This is a genomic window from Bartonella grahamii subsp. shimonis (assembly GCF_036327415.1).
Classification (GTDB): Bacteria; Pseudomonadota; Alphaproteobacteria; order Rhizobiales; family Rhizobiaceae; genus Bartonella; species Bartonella shimonis.
On the sequence record NZ_CP123961.1, the window covers coordinates 153,724 to 171,224 of the forward strand.

18 protein-coding genes and 3 pseudogenes are annotated in these 17,501 nt (G+C 38.6%); 13 read left to right on the forward strand and 8 right to left on the reverse strand.

The window, feature by feature from the left end; genetic code table 11:
• The first annotated feature begins 137 nt into the window (after nucleotides 1–137).
• The 11 genes and pseudogenes from QHG57_RS00925 to QHG57_RS00975 all read left to right on the forward strand — a co-directional run.
• Nucleotides 138–1,181, forward strand: coding sequence for a tetratricopeptide repeat protein (locus tag QHG57_RS00925; RefSeq protein ID WP_330168247.1), 1,044 nt, complete (start codon nucleotides 138–140; stop codon nucleotides 1,179–1,181).
• A gap of 607 nt (nucleotides 1,182–1,788) precedes the next feature.
• Nucleotides 1,789–2,154 (forward strand): helix-turn-helix domain-containing protein, encoded by a 366-nt coding sequence (locus QHG57_RS00930; protein WP_330169287.1) that lies wholly within the window; start codon nucleotides 1,789–1,791, stop codon nucleotides 2,152–2,154.
• Nucleotides 2,155–2,552: 398 nt separating this feature from the next.
• Nucleotides 2,553–2,918, forward strand: a complete 366-nt coding sequence (locus QHG57_RS00935) for a helix-turn-helix domain-containing protein (RefSeq protein ID WP_419196697.1) — start codon at nucleotides 2,553–2,555, stop codon at nucleotides 2,916–2,918.
• Between the two features lie 393 nt (nucleotides 2,919–3,311).
• Nucleotides 3,312–3,680, forward strand: a complete 369-nt coding sequence (locus QHG57_RS00940; RefSeq protein WP_330169593.1) for a helix-turn-helix domain-containing protein — start codon at nucleotides 3,312–3,314, stop codon at nucleotides 3,678–3,680.
• 315 nt (nucleotides 3,681–3,995) lie between these two features.
• The gene (locus tag QHG57_RS00945) at nucleotides 3,996–4,133 is read left to right on the forward strand and encodes a hypothetical protein (RefSeq protein ID WP_330169289.1); all 138 of its coding nucleotides are present in this window, start codon (nucleotides 3,996–3,998) and stop codon (nucleotides 4,131–4,133) included.
• A gap of 178 nt (nucleotides 4,134–4,311) precedes the next feature.
• Nucleotides 4,312–4,710, forward strand: a complete 399-nt coding sequence (locus QHG57_RS00950) for a conjugal transfer lipoprotein TrbH (protein ID WP_273787684.1) — start codon at nucleotides 4,312–4,314, stop codon at nucleotides 4,708–4,710.
• Nucleotides 4,711–5,025: 315 nt separating this feature from the next.
• Complete coding sequence (locus tag QHG57_RS00955) at nucleotides 5,026–5,400, forward strand: helix-turn-helix domain-containing protein (RefSeq protein WP_419196698.1); 375 nt, start codon at nucleotides 5,026–5,028, stop codon at nucleotides 5,398–5,400.
• 385 nt (nucleotides 5,401–5,785) lie between these two features.
• Entirely contained in the window at nucleotides 5,786–6,151 is a 366-nt protein-coding gene (locus QHG57_RS00960) for a helix-turn-helix domain-containing protein (RefSeq protein ID WP_330169290.1), read from the forward strand.
• 488 nt (nucleotides 6,152–6,639) lie between these two features.
• On the forward strand, nucleotides 6,640–7,215 hold the full coding sequence (gene efp / locus QHG57_RS00965; RefSeq protein ID WP_330168250.1) for an elongation factor P: 576 nt from the start codon (nucleotides 6,640–6,642) through the stop codon (nucleotides 7,213–7,215).
• Between the two features lie 11 nt (nucleotides 7,216–7,226).
• Nucleotides 7,227–8,018 carry an inositol monophosphatase family protein gene (locus QHG57_RS00970; protein WP_330168251.1) on the forward strand — a complete coding sequence of 264 codons (792 nt, stop codon included), beginning with the start codon at nucleotides 7,227–7,229 and terminating at the stop codon, nucleotides 8,016–8,018.
• Between the two features lie 69 nt (nucleotides 8,019–8,087).
• Nucleotides 8,088–8,438: pseudogene (locus QHG57_RS00975) on the forward strand (inositol monophosphatase family protein); the annotation flags it as partial.
• Between the two features lie 427 nt (nucleotides 8,439–8,865).
• On the opposite strand, the gene QHG57_RS00980 reads toward QHG57_RS00975, so the two are convergent.
• From QHG57_RS00980 to QHG57_RS00995, 4 genes are all read right to left on the reverse strand, one after another.
• Complete coding sequence (locus QHG57_RS00980) at nucleotides 8,866–9,255, reverse strand: hypothetical protein (RefSeq protein ID WP_330168252.1); 390 nt, start codon at nucleotides 9,253–9,255, stop codon at nucleotides 8,866–8,868.
• Nucleotides 9,252–9,632 carry a hypothetical protein gene (locus QHG57_RS00985; protein WP_330169291.1) on the reverse strand — a complete coding sequence of 127 codons (381 nt, stop codon included), beginning with the start codon at nucleotides 9,630–9,632 and terminating at the stop codon, nucleotides 9,252–9,254. The genes QHG57_RS00980 and QHG57_RS00985 overlap by 4 nt, the downstream gene beginning before the upstream one ends.
• A gap of 167 nt (nucleotides 9,633–9,799) precedes the next feature.
• On the reverse strand, nucleotides 9,800–10,039 hold the full coding sequence (locus tag QHG57_RS00990) for a hypothetical protein (RefSeq protein ID WP_330169292.1): 240 nt from the start codon (nucleotides 10,037–10,039) through the stop codon (nucleotides 9,800–9,802).
• A 1,081-nt stretch (nucleotides 10,040–11,120) separates the two neighbouring features.
• Nucleotides 11,121–12,911, reverse strand: coding sequence for an ABC transporter transmembrane domain-containing protein (locus QHG57_RS00995; protein ID WP_330169293.1), 1,791 nt, complete (start codon nucleotides 12,909–12,911; stop codon nucleotides 11,121–11,123).
• 188 nt (nucleotides 12,912–13,099) lie between these two features.
• Here QHG57_RS00995 and rpmE point away from each other — a divergent pair, with 188 nt between their 5' ends.
• Nucleotides 13,100–13,321: a 50S ribosomal protein L31 gene (gene rpmE / locus QHG57_RS01000; protein ID WP_330168255.1), complete on the forward strand. Its 222-nt coding sequence runs from the start codon at nucleotides 13,100–13,102 to the stop codon at nucleotides 13,319–13,321.
• A 262-nt stretch (nucleotides 13,322–13,583) separates the two neighbouring features.
• Nucleotides 13,584–14,018, forward strand: a pseudogene (locus QHG57_RS01005) (ATP-binding cassette domain-containing protein); the annotation flags it as partial.
• A 1,224-nt stretch (nucleotides 14,019–15,242) separates the two neighbouring features.
• Here the strand turns inward: QHG57_RS01005 and QHG57_RS01010 are convergent.
• From QHG57_RS01010 to QHG57_RS01025, 4 genes and pseudogenes are all read right to left on the reverse strand, one after another.
• On the reverse strand, nucleotides 15,243–15,374 hold the full coding sequence (locus QHG57_RS01010; protein ID WP_330168257.1) for a helix-turn-helix domain-containing protein: 132 nt from the start codon (nucleotides 15,372–15,374) through the stop codon (nucleotides 15,243–15,245).
• Nucleotides 15,375–15,539: 165 nt separating this feature from the next.
• Nucleotides 15,540–16,313, reverse strand: a complete 774-nt coding sequence (locus tag QHG57_RS01015; protein ID WP_330169294.1) for an RNA-guided endonuclease InsQ/TnpB family protein — start codon at nucleotides 16,311–16,313, stop codon at nucleotides 15,540–15,542.
• Nucleotides 16,314–16,337: 24 nt separating this feature from the next.
• Nucleotides 16,338–16,640 (reverse strand): helix-turn-helix domain-containing protein, encoded by a 303-nt coding sequence (locus QHG57_RS01020; protein ID WP_330169295.1) that lies wholly within the window; start codon nucleotides 16,638–16,640, stop codon nucleotides 16,338–16,340.
• A pseudogene (locus QHG57_RS01025) lies at nucleotides 16,637–17,287 on the reverse strand (IS607 family transposase). Before QHG57_RS01025 ends, QHG57_RS01020 begins: the two are co-directional and overlap by 4 nt.
• Nucleotides 17,288–17,501: the final 214 nt, after the last annotated feature.

The following is a 17,501-nucleotide window of genomic DNA, read 5'->3' on the forward strand; positions in this document are numbered from 1 at the left end:
GAACTTAGCCAAACCTACCTTAACTAAGACAAAAAACTGAAAGATAAAAATAATATAGAAATGAGATTCTTATACTACAGCTTGTAATGATGAAAGAAAAATGTGAAAATTCTGATCGGTAATGAGGAGGAAATACCATGATCAAGAGAAGCATTAAGCTGCTTATCTTAAGCGTGATTGGGCTTGCAAGTTCTGCTATCAATTCAGCTGGAAACACTGAAGAATTCTCAAATTTTGAAAGCTCTCTCAATACGATTCAAGACGCTTCAAACACACAAGAACCTTTTCAGCCCTTAAAAGCTGGAGACTATGACAAAGCCTATGACTATTACATCCAAGGTTATTATTTAAAAGCTTTTCGTGAAGCACTCCGACGTGCTGAAAAAAATGACCCTTTTGCACAAACTCTTCTTGCCCGAATTTATATGGAAGGATGTGCTGTTCCTATTGACGGTGCGCGTGCTGCTTTATGGTTTGAACGCGCCGCAAAACAGGGGGAACCCCAAGCACAACTACGCTATGGACTTATGTTGTTTGATGGTCACTTTATAAAACAAAATCAAAAACTTGGTGAACAGTTTATTCAAAAAGCTGTCAATGCAGGCGTCAAGGAAGCCTATTTTTATTACGGACAACTGCTTCTTTATAAAGCCGCACAGGAAAAACAAGCTCTCCCTGGTGTTTCTTCCCAAAGTCGTGAAAATGAAGCCATCGAGCAAGCCTTAAAATTGTACTTAAAAGGGGCTGCTCTTGGAGATGCTGAAGCTGCTTTTTCTGCTGCAAAAATTCTTTCCTTAGGCACGTTAAAACGACCAAAGGATGATCGCAATGCCCGCAAGCTCATGGAGGTAGCGGCTCAAAACAACCACTTAAAAGCTCAACTTCATTTAGCACAATGGCTTATACAGGGGCGTGGAGGAGAAACAGATTTTCACCGTGCTTTTCATTTACTTCAAAGAAATGCCATTAAAATGGTCGCACCAGCACAGATTTCCCTTGCAAGGCTTTATCGAGATGGCACAGGAACAAAAGGCGATATGATAATGGCAGCAGCATGGTATATACTCGCAAAGGAAGCAAAAATGCAAGCCCCTGATCTTGAAATAATGCTCCAAGGCATGGACAAGACACAACTGGAAAAAGCCCACAAAGAAGCAATAAAGCTCCTTCCTGTTTTTTAAAATACTACCCTCTGCTTCAAAGAGATAAAATTTATAGAAATTCCGGGAGTTTTTGCACTGTCCAGGGGCGATAAGCCCTAAAAGCAAAAAGGCTGATTTGAGTTCAGTATTTTCAAGCTCCCGGAATACCTACGCGAGGGCGCTCGCACCCGGCGGGGGGAGGGGAATGCAAACCAAAGATCTTTATAACGACATTGCCATTGGCAAAGAAAGCACACTTGTATCATTTGCTTAAGCAAACAATATCCAATAAGCAAAAGAACTAGGCTATCGCGCAAATTCCAAAAGCTCTATTTTTTCATTCTTTTTGCTTGGATGAAAAACACGCCAACTCTCATTAAAAAACTATTTTTTATTGCCAATCTTCTGAAATTGCTTTATGAATTGAAAGGTGTTTTGGTCGTATACGCAACGACCAATAGGGATCTAAAAACCCGAAACCTCGTACATAATTTATCCCGCTTTGCGGATATCCCGGAATTCCGGGAGATTTTGCTATGTCCAGGTGCTTCTCAGCACTAAAAGCAAAAAGCTGATTCGAGGTCAGTGTTTTTAGACTCCCGGAATACCAACGCGAGGGCGCTCGCACCCGGTGGGGGGCTTTAAAATGCAAAGTAAAAATCCTCATATTGATCTTTTTGTAGGCAAAAAAATTCGTTTTAGACGAAAAATGCTAAAAATGTCTCAAAAAACATTAGGTCAACATTTAGGTGTCACTTTCCAACAAATCCAGAAATATGAAAACGGCTTAAATCGTGTAAGCGCGGGGCGTTTAATGCAAATTTCCGATATCCTCAATGTTCCGATTGCCTTTTTCTATGCCGATATCTTAACAAAACAACAGCCCCCATATCATCATGATGAAATCGCATCAAGCACAGAAGAATACCTGCTTTTAAAAAGATTTAGAGTTTTACCAACAGTAAAAAAGAAAGCCATTTTACAGCTCATCTCTGATGAAAATGCAAGCTAACACCACATGGATAGCACACACCACGCTTTATTCAAAGCCTCCCTTCCCCCTCGTAAATGCTTTATTGCTTGAATGCAAAACACGCCAACCCTCTGTTTTAAGAAACGACACGTTAAGAGACACTATTTTAATTTTTATTGCCAATCTTCTGAAATTACTTTATGAATTAAAAGATGTTTTGGTCGCATACGCAACGACCAATAGGGCTCTAAAACCCGAAAACCCGAAAACTCAAACATGAATTTACCCCACTTTGTGGGTATCCCGGAATTCCGGGAGATTTTGCTATGTCCAGGTGCTTCTCAGCGCTAAAAGCAAAAAGGCTGATTCGGATTCAGTATTTTCAAGCTCCCGGAATACCAACGCGAGGGCGCTCGCAACCGGCGGGGGGCTTTAAAATGCAAAGTAAAAATCCTCATATTGATCTTTTTGTAGGCAAAAAAATTCGTTTTAGACGAAAAATGTTGAAAATGTCTCAAAAAACATTAGGTCAACATTTAGGTGTCACTTTCCAACAAATCCAGAAATATGAAAACGGCTTAAATCGTGTCAGCGCAGGGCGTTTAAAAGAAATTTCCGATATCCTCAATGTTCCGATTGCCTTTTTCTATGCCGATATCTTAACAAAACAACAGCTTCCATATCATCATGATGAAATCATCTCCAGCACAGAAGAATATCTGCTGCTCAAAAGATTTAGAACGCTTACCTCGATTAAACAAAGAGCCATTTTACAGCTCATCTCGGATGAGAATACAAGCTAACACCACATGGATAGCACACACCACGCTCTATTCAAAACCTCCCTTCCCCCTCGTAAATGCTTTATTGCTTGAATGCAAAACACGCCAACCCTCTGTTTTAAGAAACGACACGTTAAGAGACACTATTTTAATTTTTATTGCCAATCTTCTGAAATTACTTTATGAATTAAAAGGTGTTTTGGTCGCATACGCAACGACCAATAGGGCCTTGAAAACCCTATAATCCGAACGCGAAAATAAACCCACCCCTGTGGGTATCCCGGAATTCCGGGAGATTTTGCTATGTCCAGGTGCTTCTCAGCGCTAAAAGCAAAAAGGCTGATTCGGATTCAGTATTTTCAAGCTCCCGGAATACCAACGCGAGGGCGCTCGCACCCGGTGGGGGGCTTTAAAATGCAAAGTAAAAATCCTCATATTGATCTTTTTGTAGGCAAAAAAATTCGTTTTAGACGAAAAATGTTGAAAATGTCTCAAAAAACATTAGGTCAACATTTAGGTGTCACCTTCCAACAAATTCAAAAATATGAAAACGGCTTAAATCGTGTAAGCGCGGGGCGTTTAATGCAAATTTCCGATATCCTCAATGTTTCGATTTCCTTTTTTTATGCGGATATCATCACAAAACAACAGTCCCCATACCACCATGATGAAATCATCTCCAGCACAGAAGAATACCTGCTTTTAAAAAGATTTAGAGTTTTACCAACGGTAAAAAAGAAAGCCATTTTACAGCTCATCGCTGATCAAAATGAAAACTTTTAACATTATGATATAGGGCGCTACACTCTCTGTTCTTAACTTGCCTCCCACACCTCAAAGGACAGAAGTCCCTTCCCTATCCAGTTGGTAAACAATCCGTCTTCTCAAAACAGAACGCTTTTAGCTTCCCATTTCATGTGGTTCATTTCACAAGATTATCCGGACAAGCCCCCCTCATATATTCACCACATATTCTCATAAAAATATCACATGTGCAAAGTTTGATGCCTTACAGCACCACACCTCAAACGATAGTATTTTACAGCAAACAGAATAAGCATTCATGCGTATTTTAAAAAAGATAGCCCTCAAAAAGCAATGCTTGAAAATTTTTTTGGTCAATCTGGAACAGCACCTAACGCATCATTTTATAATGGTGACAGAGGACGTGATCTTAACATGCAAACGCAAAAAATTGCTTTTTTATCACAATCACCAAAAGCAGCTGTTTATTAAAATATACGCCACAAGAAGCACTTCAAGCAACCTTTACAGCTGAAACCATTATTCATTGATTAATTAACCGATTGATTAGATACCGATATGTTGTTAAGTAGCTATAGGTAAAGTTGCTCTTAATTTCTGGAATAGGAGCTTCGCAAAAAAGAGCAACAATAAGTAAGGGGAATTAACGATGTTAAAATATTTATTGCTGTCACCGGTTGTGTTGGTGGCAGGTTGCGCATCTGTAGGCAATTATTCATCAAATTATGTTGATCAAAGTCTTACAAAGCGTCAGGCACAATTAGTCGCTAACAAATTTATTAGCGGTAACAAAGGGTTTTTACCACCCGCTACAACCACACTTCTTATAAAGAAAAATAATACAGCAGACAACTTTACTCCTGTATTTATCAATCTGTTGCGACAGAATGGATATAATGTGATTTATACAGATCAACCCCAAAAACAACAAAACATGGGTGTGAATTTGAGTTATAGAATAAGATTAAATAGTAGCACTATAGTGTCTCTTTTTCAGTATAACGTGAACGGAGAGCCGCGTTCTTATATAAATACTCATCCCAGATGAACCCGCTATTTAATGTAAACATTCTCTATATTTTAAACGTAAAGACTTAAAAGCTCTTGCGAAAGGCAAAGAGATTTGCAGCTTAATAAAAAACCTCATTTTTAGCCAGAGTGGATAAATTTTATTATAGATTGTAACAATACAAAATAGTGTAAGTTATAGCTTTAAGATTTAAGGAAAGAAGAATATTAAAAATAATGAAAATGCCCCATACCCTAGCAAATTATTACGCGAAGATGTAAATGCAAAACTTGGCTTATCTGTGATTGAAGCAGCTGAATAGCTTTCTATATCCCGTGTAGCATTTTCTAGGGTATCGGTAAAAATCCTTATAACGACATTTTCAGTGGGAAATTCATTGGCAAAAAAATTCGCTTTAGACGAAAAATGTTGAAAATGTCTCAAAAAACATTAGGTCAACATTTAGGTGTCACCTTCCAACAAATTCAAAAATATGAAAACGGCTTAAATCGTGTAAGCGCGGGGCGTTTAATGGAAATTTCTGATATCTTAAATGTTCCCATTTCCTTTTTTTATGCTGATATCATTACAAAACAGCAGCCTCCATATCATCACGATGAAGTGATCTCAAGCACAGAGGAATATCTGCTGCTCAAACGGTTTAGAACGCTCACCACGGTTAAAAAGAAAGCCATTTTACAGCTCATCTCTGATGAGAATGCAAGCTAACACCACATGGATAGAACACACCACGCTTTATTCAAAGCCTCCCTTCCCCCTCGTAAATGCTTTATTGCTTGAATGCAAAACACGCCAACCCTCTGTTTTAAGAAACGACACGTTAAGAGACACTATTTTAATTTTTATTGCCAATCTTCTGAAATTACTTTATGAATTAAAAGGTGTTTTGGTCGCATACGCAACGATCAATAGGGATTAAAAGCCTGAAAAACTCAAACATGAATTTATCCCACTCCTGTGGGTATCCCGGAATTCCGGGAGATTTTGCTATGTCCAAGTGCTCTCAAGCACTAAAAGCAAAATGCTGATTTGAGTTCAGTGCTTTTAACTCCCGGAATACTCATGCGAGGGCGCTCGCAACCGGCGGGGAAAAATGCAATCTCAAAATCTTAATATTGATCTTTTTGTAGGCAAAAAAATTCGTTTTAGACGAAAAATGTTGAAAATGTCTCAAAAAACATTAGGTCAACATTTAGGTGTCACTTTCCAACAAATCCAGAAATATGAAAACGGCTTAAATCGTGTAAGCGCGGGGCGTTTAATGGAAATTTCTGATATCTTAAATGTTCCCATTTCCTTTTTTTATGCTGATATCATTACAAAACAGCAGCCTCCGTACCACCATGATGAAATCGCATCAAGCACAGAGGAATATCTGCTGCTCAAACGGTTTAGAACGCTCACCACGGTTAAAAAGAAAGCCATTTTACAGCTCATCTCTGATGAGAATGCAAGCTAACACCACATGGATAGCACACACCACGCTCTATCCCATGAGACACTATAATAAACTCCGTATTCAAATATTCATCACACATTCTCATAAGAACAGCTCGTGATTTTACGGAACTTATATCATTGCCATCAATTATATCATTGCCATCAATGATGATATTTTACGACACAACGGGATAAATTCCCCCAAAAATTCTAAAAAATTTTTGTGCAAATTTTTAAAAAGCTTGCGTCCGAGCACTTTTTATGGTCTTGCAAAGAATTGAAAAGCAAAAATACATAAAGGTCCTTTTTTACTTAAGCTTTTCTCTTTGCAAAAAACATGAGAAAGCCCATGAAGAGCACACAGGACCATGAGAGAGCCGCAAGGCTAATCAAAGGGATTTGAGCCCGAAAATAACATAAAGAGCTCACTGTTTAAAGGCAGCAAAGAAAAGCGCCATAAAGACAACAAGAGAGTTCTTTTTATAAGAATAGAATTGGATAGAAACGATGAAAATTAATGGCAATGAAATTCGCCCTGGTAATGTGATTGAACATCAAGGAAGCTTATGGGTTGCTGTTAAATGCAACGCTGTAAAACCAGGAAAAGGTGGCGCATTTAACCAAGTTGAAATGAAAAATTTAATTGATGGTACAAAACTTAATGAACGCTTTCGTGCTGCTGAAACGGTTGAAAGGGTCCGTCTTGAACAAAAGGATTTCACATTTCTTTATCAACAAGGGGATGCTTTAGTCTTTATGGATTCAGAATCTTATGAACAACTTGAACTTCAAAAAGATTTTGTTGGTGAACGTGCTGCTTTTCTCCAAGATGGGATGACTGTCACAGTTGAACTTTATCAAGAAAAACCTATCGGCATCTCACTTCCTGATCAAGTTGCTGTCACGATTGTGGAAGCCGATCCTGCCATCAAAGGACAAACGGTTACCTCCTCTTACAAACCCGCCATTCTTGAAAACGGAATTCGTATTCTTGTACCACCCTTTATGAATGCTGGTGAACGTGTCATTGTCGACACCAACGAATTGATTTATTTGCGCCGTGCAAATGAAAAGGATAAATAAAGGAATAAAACATGGCCCATTCTGCAGTCATGAATGTCATGGTGCAAGCTGCAATGAAAGCAGGACGCTCGCTCGTGCGTGATTACGGTGAAGTGCAAAATTTGCAAGTGTCTTTGAAAGGACCAGCAGATTACGTTAGCCAAGCAGATCGCAAAGCAGAGAAAATTATTTTCAATGAATTAAGCAAAGCACGCCCCAAATTTAGTTTTCTAATGAAAGAATCTGAAGAAATCATTGGCGAAGATTCCCAACATCGTTTCATTGTTGACCCTTTAGATGGCACCACAAATTTTCTCCATGGTATTCCTTTTTTTGCTATTTCCATTGCCTTAGAAAGCCAAGGAAAAATCGTTGCTGGTGTCATTTACAATCCCGTGAGTGATGAACTCTTTACCGCAGAACGCGGCAGTGGTGCTTTTTTCAACGACCGACGCTGTCGCGTTTCTGCTCGGCGCAGACTAGAAGACTGTGTCATTGCCACAGGCATGCCTCATTTTGGTCGCCCAAATCATGGAACCTATCTAATTGAATTACGCAATGTGATGGCGGAAGTTGCCGGACTTCGCCGTCTTGGCGCTGCTGCTCTTGAGCTAGCTTATGTCGCCGCAGGAAGAATCGATGGCTTTTGGGAAGATAATCTGCAGATTTGGGATATGGCTGCTGGAATATTGATGGTTCGCGAAGCCGGAGGTTTTGTCACCGATAAAGAAGGTGACAACGATATATTCCGCAAAAAAAACATCATCGCCGGTAATGAACACATTCGCATCAAGTTAGAAAGAGCCCTCAAAAAAGGCATTTAGGTCTCACACTTAGACTTCAAAAATAGTATCTTTTTTAAAGGCAATGCTAAAGATCAAACTTTACAACATCCCCATCTAGATATCCCTCATCACACAACCTTATCTCTTATTGAATTACGCAATGTGATGGCGGAAGTTGCCGGACTTCGCCGTCTTGGCGCTGCTGCTCTTGAGCTAGCTTATGTCGCCGCAGGAAGAATCGATGGCTTTTGGGAAGATAATCTGCAGATTTGGGATATGGCTGCTGGAATATTGATGGTTCGCAAAGCCGGGGGTTTTGTCACCGATAAAGAAGGTGACAACGATATATTCCGCAAAAAGAACATCATCGCCGGTAATGAACACATTCGCATCAAGTTAGAAAGAGCCCTCAAAAAAGGCATTTTCTTACAGTTTTTTACAAAACCCTTAGAACCTTAAAAAACACGTGAAGAGAGAATTTTAAATTTTCTTTCAAATGACGATAGGAAATAACTGATTAAATAGTGACAAAAAACGTACTCGCTATCCCCCACAAAAGCATTCCTAAACAGCTTACCTTATTGACGTTTCTGTTATTCAAATTTCCCTCCAAACAAGCTGCAAAAGGCAATAAACAAAAAAACATCATAACAAAACGCTCCAAGAAGCATTTATCGCACCCAAAGCAAAAACACACAGTCCATTCCTTCCTCAATATATGCTCTTTACAGTGCGCTATCCATTGATCTAAAAAACCTCTCCTCTCTCATACAAGCTGCCGCATATGCCCCCCGAGTTTTCACTCTTTCCACCACTGCATAATAGCAGAGATCTCACAAAATCCACTGATTTATAGAGCTGTTCCCTACCCTTTTATTCAATTGTTTTACAAATAGTTTATCAAATACCGACGGCATTTATAATAATGAAAATCTCTGTTTTCCGAAATTTCTTTCTGCATTTCACTTGCAACCTGTTCTTTATCTTTTTCAACAGCCTCTTCCAGCACCTTTATCTTCTCATTACCGAAGATAACTTGTAATTTTGTTTGTGTGGTAAGCTTCCCCAAAAAGATCAACCGGTTATCACATTTCTTATTTGCTGCTTGAATCCATTCTCTGACTCCTAATTTGTACACTTTTTCAAATGTTGGATTCCCTTCAGCAATGGAAAGATCTTTTGCTCTATTTGTGTCATTCTCTTTACAAGTATTGATTACATCTCTAACTGTGAAATAATGGCAACCTTTATCAAAGACAACATAGCCCTTTTTCACTGTTTTAATAAGCTTCTTATAGTAAAGAAAAGTTTTTCTCGCTGCTTCATAATGACTGGGAACATCACACAACAACAACACATTTTATAATATAATAATAAAGTACACTCACCAGGCCAAGATTTCGAAAGCTTTGGCATTTCCTCTATCTCTTGATGTTCTGTACTTATAGGTATGTTGTACCACAAAGTATCTGTAAATTTTTTCTTTTCATCCTCCCCTTTAGAGTTTTCCTTTTGGTGCTGTTTGCATTCAGCTTTAATCATATCATCAAGAACATATAACCACCAATGAAACAACAGCATCGTAGGTTGAATCCGTTTTTTGCTCGTAAGAGGATCTACGCACTTTTGCAGAATTATTCCATTCTTTCTCATTAATCACACTGCTTTTACACAAAATTTCTTAAAATACGAGTTATCCAAGATAACTACATATTTTTTTGATATGCTCAGCAGTGAGTTCTTTTGTCAGCGCCGTTTCATACAAAAAAACACGCTTCTCCATATCTTTGCATACAAATATCTTCTAGCATCAAGGGCCATTATCCGCTGAATTTAGAAGGTGGCCAATGTCCAGGATTTTTTATCCCCAGTACGTCTCTTTCCCACTGTTTCGCTCCCTCATCCCATTGTTTCAACCATTCTTGCAATACTTTTTGAGTTTTTGCAAAAAGTCTTTGTTCCCCTTGTACAATAATCTCTTTATGTCCAGCGCACTCTTGCTCTTTTTGCTCAAGTTGTTCAGTCAAATGCGTGTTCTGATAACTTGCCAATGCAAACATTAAGATTCCCCCACAACACACTATCATTACAAAACCGAACAAAATGTCCACTGAATATCCCAAACACCACAACCACCCCATCAATATGATATATAAAATCATAAAGCCGTATCTTATACTCCCACATTTTTCCCCCATTTCCAAATGACCTTAATTATAGCTATTATGAATAGCTATTGCCCATTTTATGTCTTCTTCCATTTTTGCTCTCTTGTTTTGCTAGCCAATTATTAATATAACTCTCTCATCGATTTCTCGATATTGTATTATTGTGTGTACATATGATTTTAAAATAACTACATATTATATTTTTATGAAAACAATATATAAAATATAGATGTTTACATTGGTAAAAATAACAATTTGTATTTAATTATACTGCTCTCGTGCTTTATGTACTTTAAAGAAAAGCCTTGTAAGCCTTCAAAAGGCATGATCCATGAAATATTGGTTTTCAAAGTAATAAAAACCTTAACCTAGCCAAACAGCAAAACAAACTGCGTGCTTAGTTAGCACGGTTTCTAATATGAATAAAAAGCGTCTTTCTGCCTATTTATCAGCTCTTCTTTAAGTAACCTGGCACCATTATACTCTTCGCCAGCGCCCCAATGTTTTGTGATAGCTCTTGGTACTTAAAGGGGCAAGAGAGGCTTTTATTCCTTTCTTGTACAGTTTCACCCCACACGCCAACACCGCTTGTGATGTGCAAGCAAGAAAGTTTGTTCGCTTCACTATAAGGGTTTTACATGAGAAAATCCCATGGTATTCATGATCTCTCATGAAAAACAATGAATTATCTTTATAAATCAACGTGGCGGTGCTGTTATGAAGAGAACCCCTTGCACACCTTAATAGTCCATAGAGATTAACTAGGTATTGTTTTTATATTCTGTATACAGATGAAGTATTTTTATAAAAATGCTCGATTTCATAAAGAAAAAAGAACAGCCTGTTAAGACATCAAAAAGAAAAACACCTCAATGCTTGCCCCTCTTTTTTCCATGAGAGATTTAAATTGATAAGCCCGTCTGAAAAGAGTGCTGTTTATGCCCCTGAAAATACTGCTCTTTATAATGATTACTTACTCAGGTGAAAATTGGAGTTTTGCCAAGTAGGCATAAACGCCATTTTTTGCCACAAGTTCTGCATGGGTTCCTTTTTCCACAAGAGCGCCTTTATCCATCACGAGAATACGATCAGCTTTTAAAATTGTTGCCAAACGGTGTGCAATCACCAATGTTGTACGATTTTGCATCAATCCTTCTAAGGCATCCTGCACCAACTTTTCACTGTTTGCATCTAAAGCGGATGTTGCTTCATCAAGCAGCAAGAGGGGTGCATTTCTTAGAATTGCTCGTGCAATACCAATGCGTTGTTTTTGCCCCCCAGAAAGCATGGTACCACGTTCTCCTACTTGTGTATTCAAGCCATCTGGTAAAGCTTGGATAAATTCAAGTGCATTAGCCGCTTTAGCGGCAGCAAGGATGTCCTCTTCATGGGTATTTTCAGTTCCAAAAATAATATTATCACGCAATGTTCCATCAAAAATAGCGACATCTTGTGGAACATAGGAAATTGCGCTGCGTAAATCTTGCAAAGAAAGGCGATTAATTTCCATGCCATCCAGCCGAATTGTTCCACTTATCGGGTCATAAAAACGAAGGATCAAAGAAAAAATGGTGCTTTTTCCTGCTCCTGATGCCCCAACAAAAGCAACCGTTTCACCTGCCTTCACAGAAAACGAAAGCGAGCGTAAAATCTTCTCTTGTGGTCTAGAAGGATAAGTAAAATCAACTTGATCAAAAACAAGTTCACCTCGAACAGGTTTCTCCAATGATAAAGGATTTTTAGGAGCGACAATAGTAGGTTGTTCTCGTAACAATTCGGAAAGCCGCTCAGCAGCGCCTGCTGCTTGGATTAACTCTGCCCCCAGTTCCGATAATTGCGCAAAAGTAGAAGCTCCAAAAACCGCATAAAGAACAAATTGCCCTAATGTCCCGCCTGTCATCGTTCCATTCAAAACATCGCGCGACCCAATCCATAAAACAGCAACCACACTGCTAAAAACCAAAAAAATTGCAAAACCCGTAAAAAAGGAGCGCAGAATTACAGAAGCACGTGCTGTTTGAAAAGCACGTTCTATCAATTGTGAAAAACGTGTTGCAACGAGTTTTTCTGCGGTAAAAGCTTGCACAGTGCGAATAGCACTTACCTGTTCTGTAGCAACAGCATTGGCATCTGCGAGACGATCTTGCGCCGCACGCGTACGTGCGCGAACTTTACGCCCAAAAACCACCAAAGGAATGGCCACAACAGGAATAGCAGCCAGAACCAGCAAAGACAATTTAGCATTGGTAATCACCATCATCACGACGGCTCCAATCACTATAATCAACTGACGCAAAGCAGTAGAGGCAGTAGAACCTACAGCTAATTTTATCTGTGTGGTATCTGTTAGAAGCCTTGAAACAATCTCTCCTGAATGCGACCGATCAAAAAAAGCAGGAGAAAGTTTCATAATATGGATAAACACATCACGCCGTAAATCGGCAACAATCCGTTCTCCCAATGTGATAACACAATAATAACGTCCAGCAGAAGAAAATGCGAGAAGCAAGGCTAAGATAAACAAAATTCCGAAGTAAAAATTGATATGTCCATGGCTTGAAGTAGAAAACCCATGATCAAACATTTGGCGGATAGCCACAGGCAAAGCTAATGTGACAAGAGCAGCAACAGATAACGCTAGAAAGGCAAAGATAAACAACCAACGATAGCGTAAAAGATAAGGAAAAAAAATTGCAAGCGAAGAGAATGAAGATTTCTTAAGAGAAGACTTTGTAGATTTTTCTGAATGATTGAAGAGATTCATAAGGTTTCGCTCACTATATTGGATTTGTAACACTTGATGCAACGATGCATCTTGAACACTTGTTTTTTGATGCGTGCTCAGCTATAGGAATAAATACTTTAATCAATGTATCAAAAAGACAAAGGAAGCGCACTTAAAAAAATCAAGCAAGTGCTGTTTCATTCTATAAACGCAAAAGGTTTTTACGCATGAAAGCGAACATTCATCCCAACTATCACACAATTACCGTTGTTATGACGGATGGAACCCAATATACAACGCGCTCTACTTGGGGAAAAGAAGGCGATACTCTTAATCTAGATATTGACCCAAGAACGCATCCAGCATGGACAGGTGGCTCCCAAACACTTGTAGATCGTGGCGGTCGCCTTTCTAAATTCAAAAATCGTTTTGGTAATATTGGCATGTAAAAGCTTATTACTGATTATAAAGAGCATAAGTTAAAAACATGATTGCCCTATTGTTAAGTGATTGGTTTTGTTATGCTGTAAAAGATGCACTTTAAATATTAATTCCAAAACGCATCCAACATAAATAGATGGGGTCTTAAGCACTAATGAATCTTGGTGGCTGCGTTTTTAAAATTTAAAAATCATTTTGAAATACGAGCATAAATCCTTTCTCGTAGAGTATAAAGATTTGAAATGAAATAATTGCAAACTGTCCTTCTTTTTTGGAACTGAAAATACCCATGAAGAGGACATCCTTGCTGCCGCTAAAGCGGCTAATGCACTTGAATTTATCCAAGCTTTACCAGATGGCTTGAATACACAAGTAGGAGAACGTGGTACCATGCTTTCTGGGGGGCAAAAACAACGCATTGGTATTGCACGAGCAATTCTAAGAAATGCACCCCTCTTGCTGCTTGATGAAGCAACATCCGCTTTAGATGCAAACAGTGAAAAGTTGGTGCAGGATGCCTTAGAAGGATTGATGCAAAATCGTACAACATTGGTGATTGCACACCGTTTGGCAACAATTTTAAAAGCTGATCGTATTCTCGTGATGGATAAAGGCGCTCTTGTGGAAAAAGGAACCCATGCAGAACTTGTGGCAAAAAATGGCGTTTATGCCTACTTGGCAAAACTCCAATTTTCACCTGAGTAAGTAATCATTATAAAGAGCAGTATTTTCAGGGGCATAAACAGCACTCTTTTCAGACGGGCTTATCAATTTAAATCTCTCATGGAAAAAAGAGGGGCAAGCATTGAGGTGTTTTTCTTTTTGATGTCTTAACAGGCTGTTCTTTTTTCTTTATGAAATCGAGCATTTTTATAAAAATACTTCATCTGTATACAGAATATAAAAACAATACCTAGTTAATCTCTATGGACTATTAAGGTGTGCAAGGGGTTCTCTTCATAACAGCACCGTCACGTTGATTTATAAAGATAATTCATTGTTTTTCATGAGAGATCATGAATACCATGGGATTTTCTCATGTAAAACCCTTATAGTGAAGCGAACAAACTTTCTTGCTTGCACATCACAAGCGGTGTTGGCGTGTGGGGTGAAACTGTACAAGAAAGGAATAAAAGCCTCTCTTGCCCCTTTAAGTACCAAGAGCTATCACAACATTGGGGCGCTGGCGAAGAGTATAATGGTGCCAGCTTGCTGAATCCCTTATGCGGCTTACTTGATAGGCTCTACGGGCACAAGCTCTACCCTAAAAACTTACCACACTCTTTAAGAAACTGAATATGAAAAATTTTTCATGTCCTCTATCACCGCCCTAAACAATAATGTTTACCGAAAATCATGACAAATTGTAATTTGTAATTCACAAATACGCTTCTCTCATCTGCACGAGTATCCTTTTATTCTCTTTCAAAAAAACGAACACTTTTTTAACATTGTTTGCAGATCCATATTCTTGAAAAAGAGAAAAGACTCTTTTAACGCTTTTGGACTTCTTATAACTTTGTGTGAGCGCGTATGAGCAACAGCTTTTATAATAAACCAGCTGTTGGCAAAATCGTAAAATTTTATCAAATTTATCAAATTTATTTTTTGTAAATATCACCATGACCACTGTTCTTCTCTTGCAGACACGCAACCTCAAAACACTTTCTCTTTACTCACAAATCATCTTTCCAGCCCTCTCTTCCAGTCATAGCCTATAAAATAAGGATAGAGTGCTTCGACTGAACACCATCTTCTCATCCGCCAAGCCCCAACCCCATCATTTATATTTATAGCCCTCAACTTTATAGCACCACCTGTCGTACTTTAAGAAGGCATTTTAACGATGATAGGAACGTGTACAAAAAGGATATATCTTTAGGGTGTTTATGTTTTAAAGCTTGCACTAAATCATAATTTTTTGCATAGTTAGCCAAGCACATGCAAAACTGACACCCGAATCATTTCAAACCGTTCAGCTGTTTTAGTAACAGATAAGCCAAGTTCTACGATTATATCTTTAACCACAAGTTCACCGAGGTGTAGAGGATTTTCCATCATTTTTCAGCGCTCCCTCTTTAGTGATCCTCTAGATAATCAACTAATTCAGCATCTATACCAGCAAAGCGAAATATTACGTGCTAATTTTCCTTTACAGTCATTAACCAAGAACCGTTCTATTAAACTTATGTAAATATGATCATTTCTGATTCAATATACTTACTGTTAATTTACTGTTTCTTCGAGGCTGGTTTCACCAAAGTCACAGGACATTGGCCCAGAGCCTTCCTCTCCACAGGCTGACACGGTGGAACTCACCGCCAAGTTTTTGAAATTAATCGCGGCATTAATGTCTCGATCATGGTGTGTACTACAATGAGAACATCTCCACTCACGTATGTTAAGAGGCAATTGTTCAATTTTACATCCGCAATGATGGCAGATCTTACGGCTCGCATACCAACGATTTGCAAGGACACGCGATAAATGCTGATTTTTCAGTAAGCCTTTTACATGAAGAACTTCGAGACAAAATGTACCAAAACGCTGAATTAAATCTGTTGTAACCTTATGCAAATTATCCGTTCTGATATTTCTTATCCGTGCATGAAGCTTAGCGCGTTTTTGTTTCTCCTTATGGCGGTGGCTCCAGCCTTTTTGCTTACGACTTAAACGCCGTGATAAGCGCCGTAAACGATTTAGCAAAGCCTTATAAAGTTTAACGCTTCCTATGGTTTTTCCTGTGGAAAGCGTTACAAGTGCATTGATGCCCAAATCAAGATTAACAATCGCTTGGTTCTCGCTTAGTGACTCTTGATTATCTGTTTCAACGCTAAGACTTACAAACCACCGATCCGCTTTACGGCTAATGGTTGCTGACAAGATCTTTCCTTGAAATTGCAATTGTTCTCGCAGACGAACCCAACCAAGTTTGGGAATTCTTATCTTGGAACCTTGAAACTGTATTTGATCATTGGTCAAAGTAAAACGATCGTGCATTCCTTTCTTTTTAAAAGTGGGATATCAGCTTCTTCCTGAAAAGAAATTCTTAAAAGCCGCACCCAATTGAATAATTGCCATTTGGAGAGCATTTTTTGTAACTTCCATCATCCATGGAAATTGTTCTCGTTTTAGAGAATTGAATTGTCTACGGAGCGCATAGTCATTAGGCTTTGGTAAATTATTATCTTTCTTCCATACTTCATATTGCTGCCGCCATTCCTTCAGTGCCCAATTATAAGCAAAGCGCGCGCAACCACTGGCTCGAGTCATATAGCTTCGCTGTTTATTGTTTAAGTCTAGAGCGATTTTGTGAGCAACAATCATTGCAATGCCTCTACAGCTTGACGAACATTCTCTAATAACCTTTGATTTTTTCTCGAACGACTTCCATAAAGACGAGCACTGAAGACAGTAATAATTTCTAAAACATCTTTGGCTAAATCTTCTTCAAAACTGCTTTTTTCTCCTTGATTGAGAATAACACCCCCACCTTGTTTGGCTTCACAAATGGCGAAGACCAATTCCACACTAAAGCGCAATAAATGATTTTTATGCGTAATCACCAAACGACCTATTCCATTTTCCCTATTTCATTTTCCCTATTTCATTTTCAATGAGAGCATCCAATAAACGTTTAAGACCTTTTTTACGATAATTCATCCCTGATCCTCAATCAGAGATGAGTTCATAAATCCAGTCTTGGCTTGCACAATAAAGCTCGAGAACCTGTTTTTGTCGCTCTAAATCGTTTTGTTGATCATGGCTCGATACACGAGCATACGCAACGGTTTTTCTTTGAGAAAGTTCTCTCGAACGAAAAAATCATGTCTCAACTTGGAGAGGTCACAACGGCAATGACCTCCTTCAGTATGCTCAGAAATAATTTTGCCTTCACATTCCCAACGGAGTAGAGTGCTGATCAAAACACCCAAAGTTTGAGCGTCCTTACCGATCCCAAAAAATCTATCCAGAATGTAGATTATTTTACACAGATATAAATAGATTACAAGTAAGCTGTTAAAGCCCACAAAATGACCTTTTAGTGAATGGAGCTAAAAGGATGAGTCATTCAAAAATCACTTGGTGATATAGCTATATCAAGAGCACCTAAAATACGCCTTAGTTGCTAAGTATAGGCAACCTTCCACCTTTATACCGTATCAGTCTTGTAGAACTTTAAACCCT

Excerpts from the sequence above, each read along its gene's own strand:
- QHG57_RS00960 (WP_330169290.1), top strand. The coding sequence starts at position 5,786 with ATGCAATCTCAAAATCTTAATATTGATCTTTTTGTAGGCAAAAAAATT.
- QHG57_RS01015 (WP_330169294.1), bottom strand. The coding sequence starts at position 16,313 with ATGCACGATCGTTTTACTTTGACCAATGATCAAATACAGTTTCAAGGT.
- QHG57_RS00990 (WP_330169292.1), bottom strand. The coding sequence starts at position 10,039 with ATGTTTGCATTGGCAAGTTATCAGAACACGCATTTGACTGAACAACTT.
- QHG57_RS00985 (WP_330169291.1), bottom strand. The coding sequence starts at position 9,632 with ATGAGAAAGAATGGAATAATTCTGCAAAAGTGCGTAGATCCTCTTACG.
- QHG57_RS00950 (WP_273787684.1), top strand. The coding sequence starts at position 4,312 with ATGTTAAAATATTTATTGCTGTCACCGGTTGTGTTGGTGGCAGGTTGC.
- QHG57_RS01010 (WP_330168257.1), bottom strand. The coding sequence starts at position 15,374 with ATGATGGAAAATCCTCTACACCTCGGTGAACTTGTGGTTAAAGATATA.
- QHG57_RS00970 (WP_330168251.1), top strand. The coding sequence starts at position 7,227 with ATGGCCCATTCTGCAGTCATGAATGTCATGGTGCAAGCTGCAATGAAA.
- QHG57_RS00945 (WP_330169289.1), top strand. The coding sequence starts at position 3,996 with ATGCTTGAAAATTTTTTTGGTCAATCTGGAACAGCACCTAACGCATCA.
- QHG57_RS00930 (WP_330169287.1), top strand. The coding sequence starts at position 1,789 with ATGCAAAGTAAAAATCCTCATATTGATCTTTTTGTAGGCAAAAAAATT.
- QHG57_RS00940 (WP_330169593.1), top strand. The coding sequence starts at position 3,312 with ATGCAAAGTAAAAATCCTCATATTGATCTTTTTGTAGGCAAAAAAATT.
- QHG57_RS00995 (WP_330169293.1), bottom strand. The coding sequence starts at position 12,911 with ATGAATCTCTTCAATCATTCAGAAAAATCTACAAAGTCTTCTCTTAAG.
- efp (WP_330168250.1), top strand. The coding sequence starts at position 6,640 with ATGAAAATTAATGGCAATGAAATTCGCCCTGGTAATGTGATTGAACAT.
- QHG57_RS00925 (WP_330168247.1), top strand. The coding sequence starts at position 138 with ATGATCAAGAGAAGCATTAAGCTGCTTATCTTAAGCGTGATTGGGCTT.
- rpmE (WP_330168255.1), top strand. The coding sequence starts at position 13,100 with ATGAAAGCGAACATTCATCCCAACTATCACACAATTACCGTTGTTATG.
- QHG57_RS00935 (WP_419196697.1), top strand. The coding sequence starts at position 2,553 with ATGCAAAGTAAAAATCCTCATATTGATCTTTTTGTAGGCAAAAAAATT.
- QHG57_RS01020 (WP_330169295.1), bottom strand. The coding sequence starts at position 16,640 with ATGATTGTTGCTCACAAAATCGCTCTAGACTTAAACAATAAACAGCGA.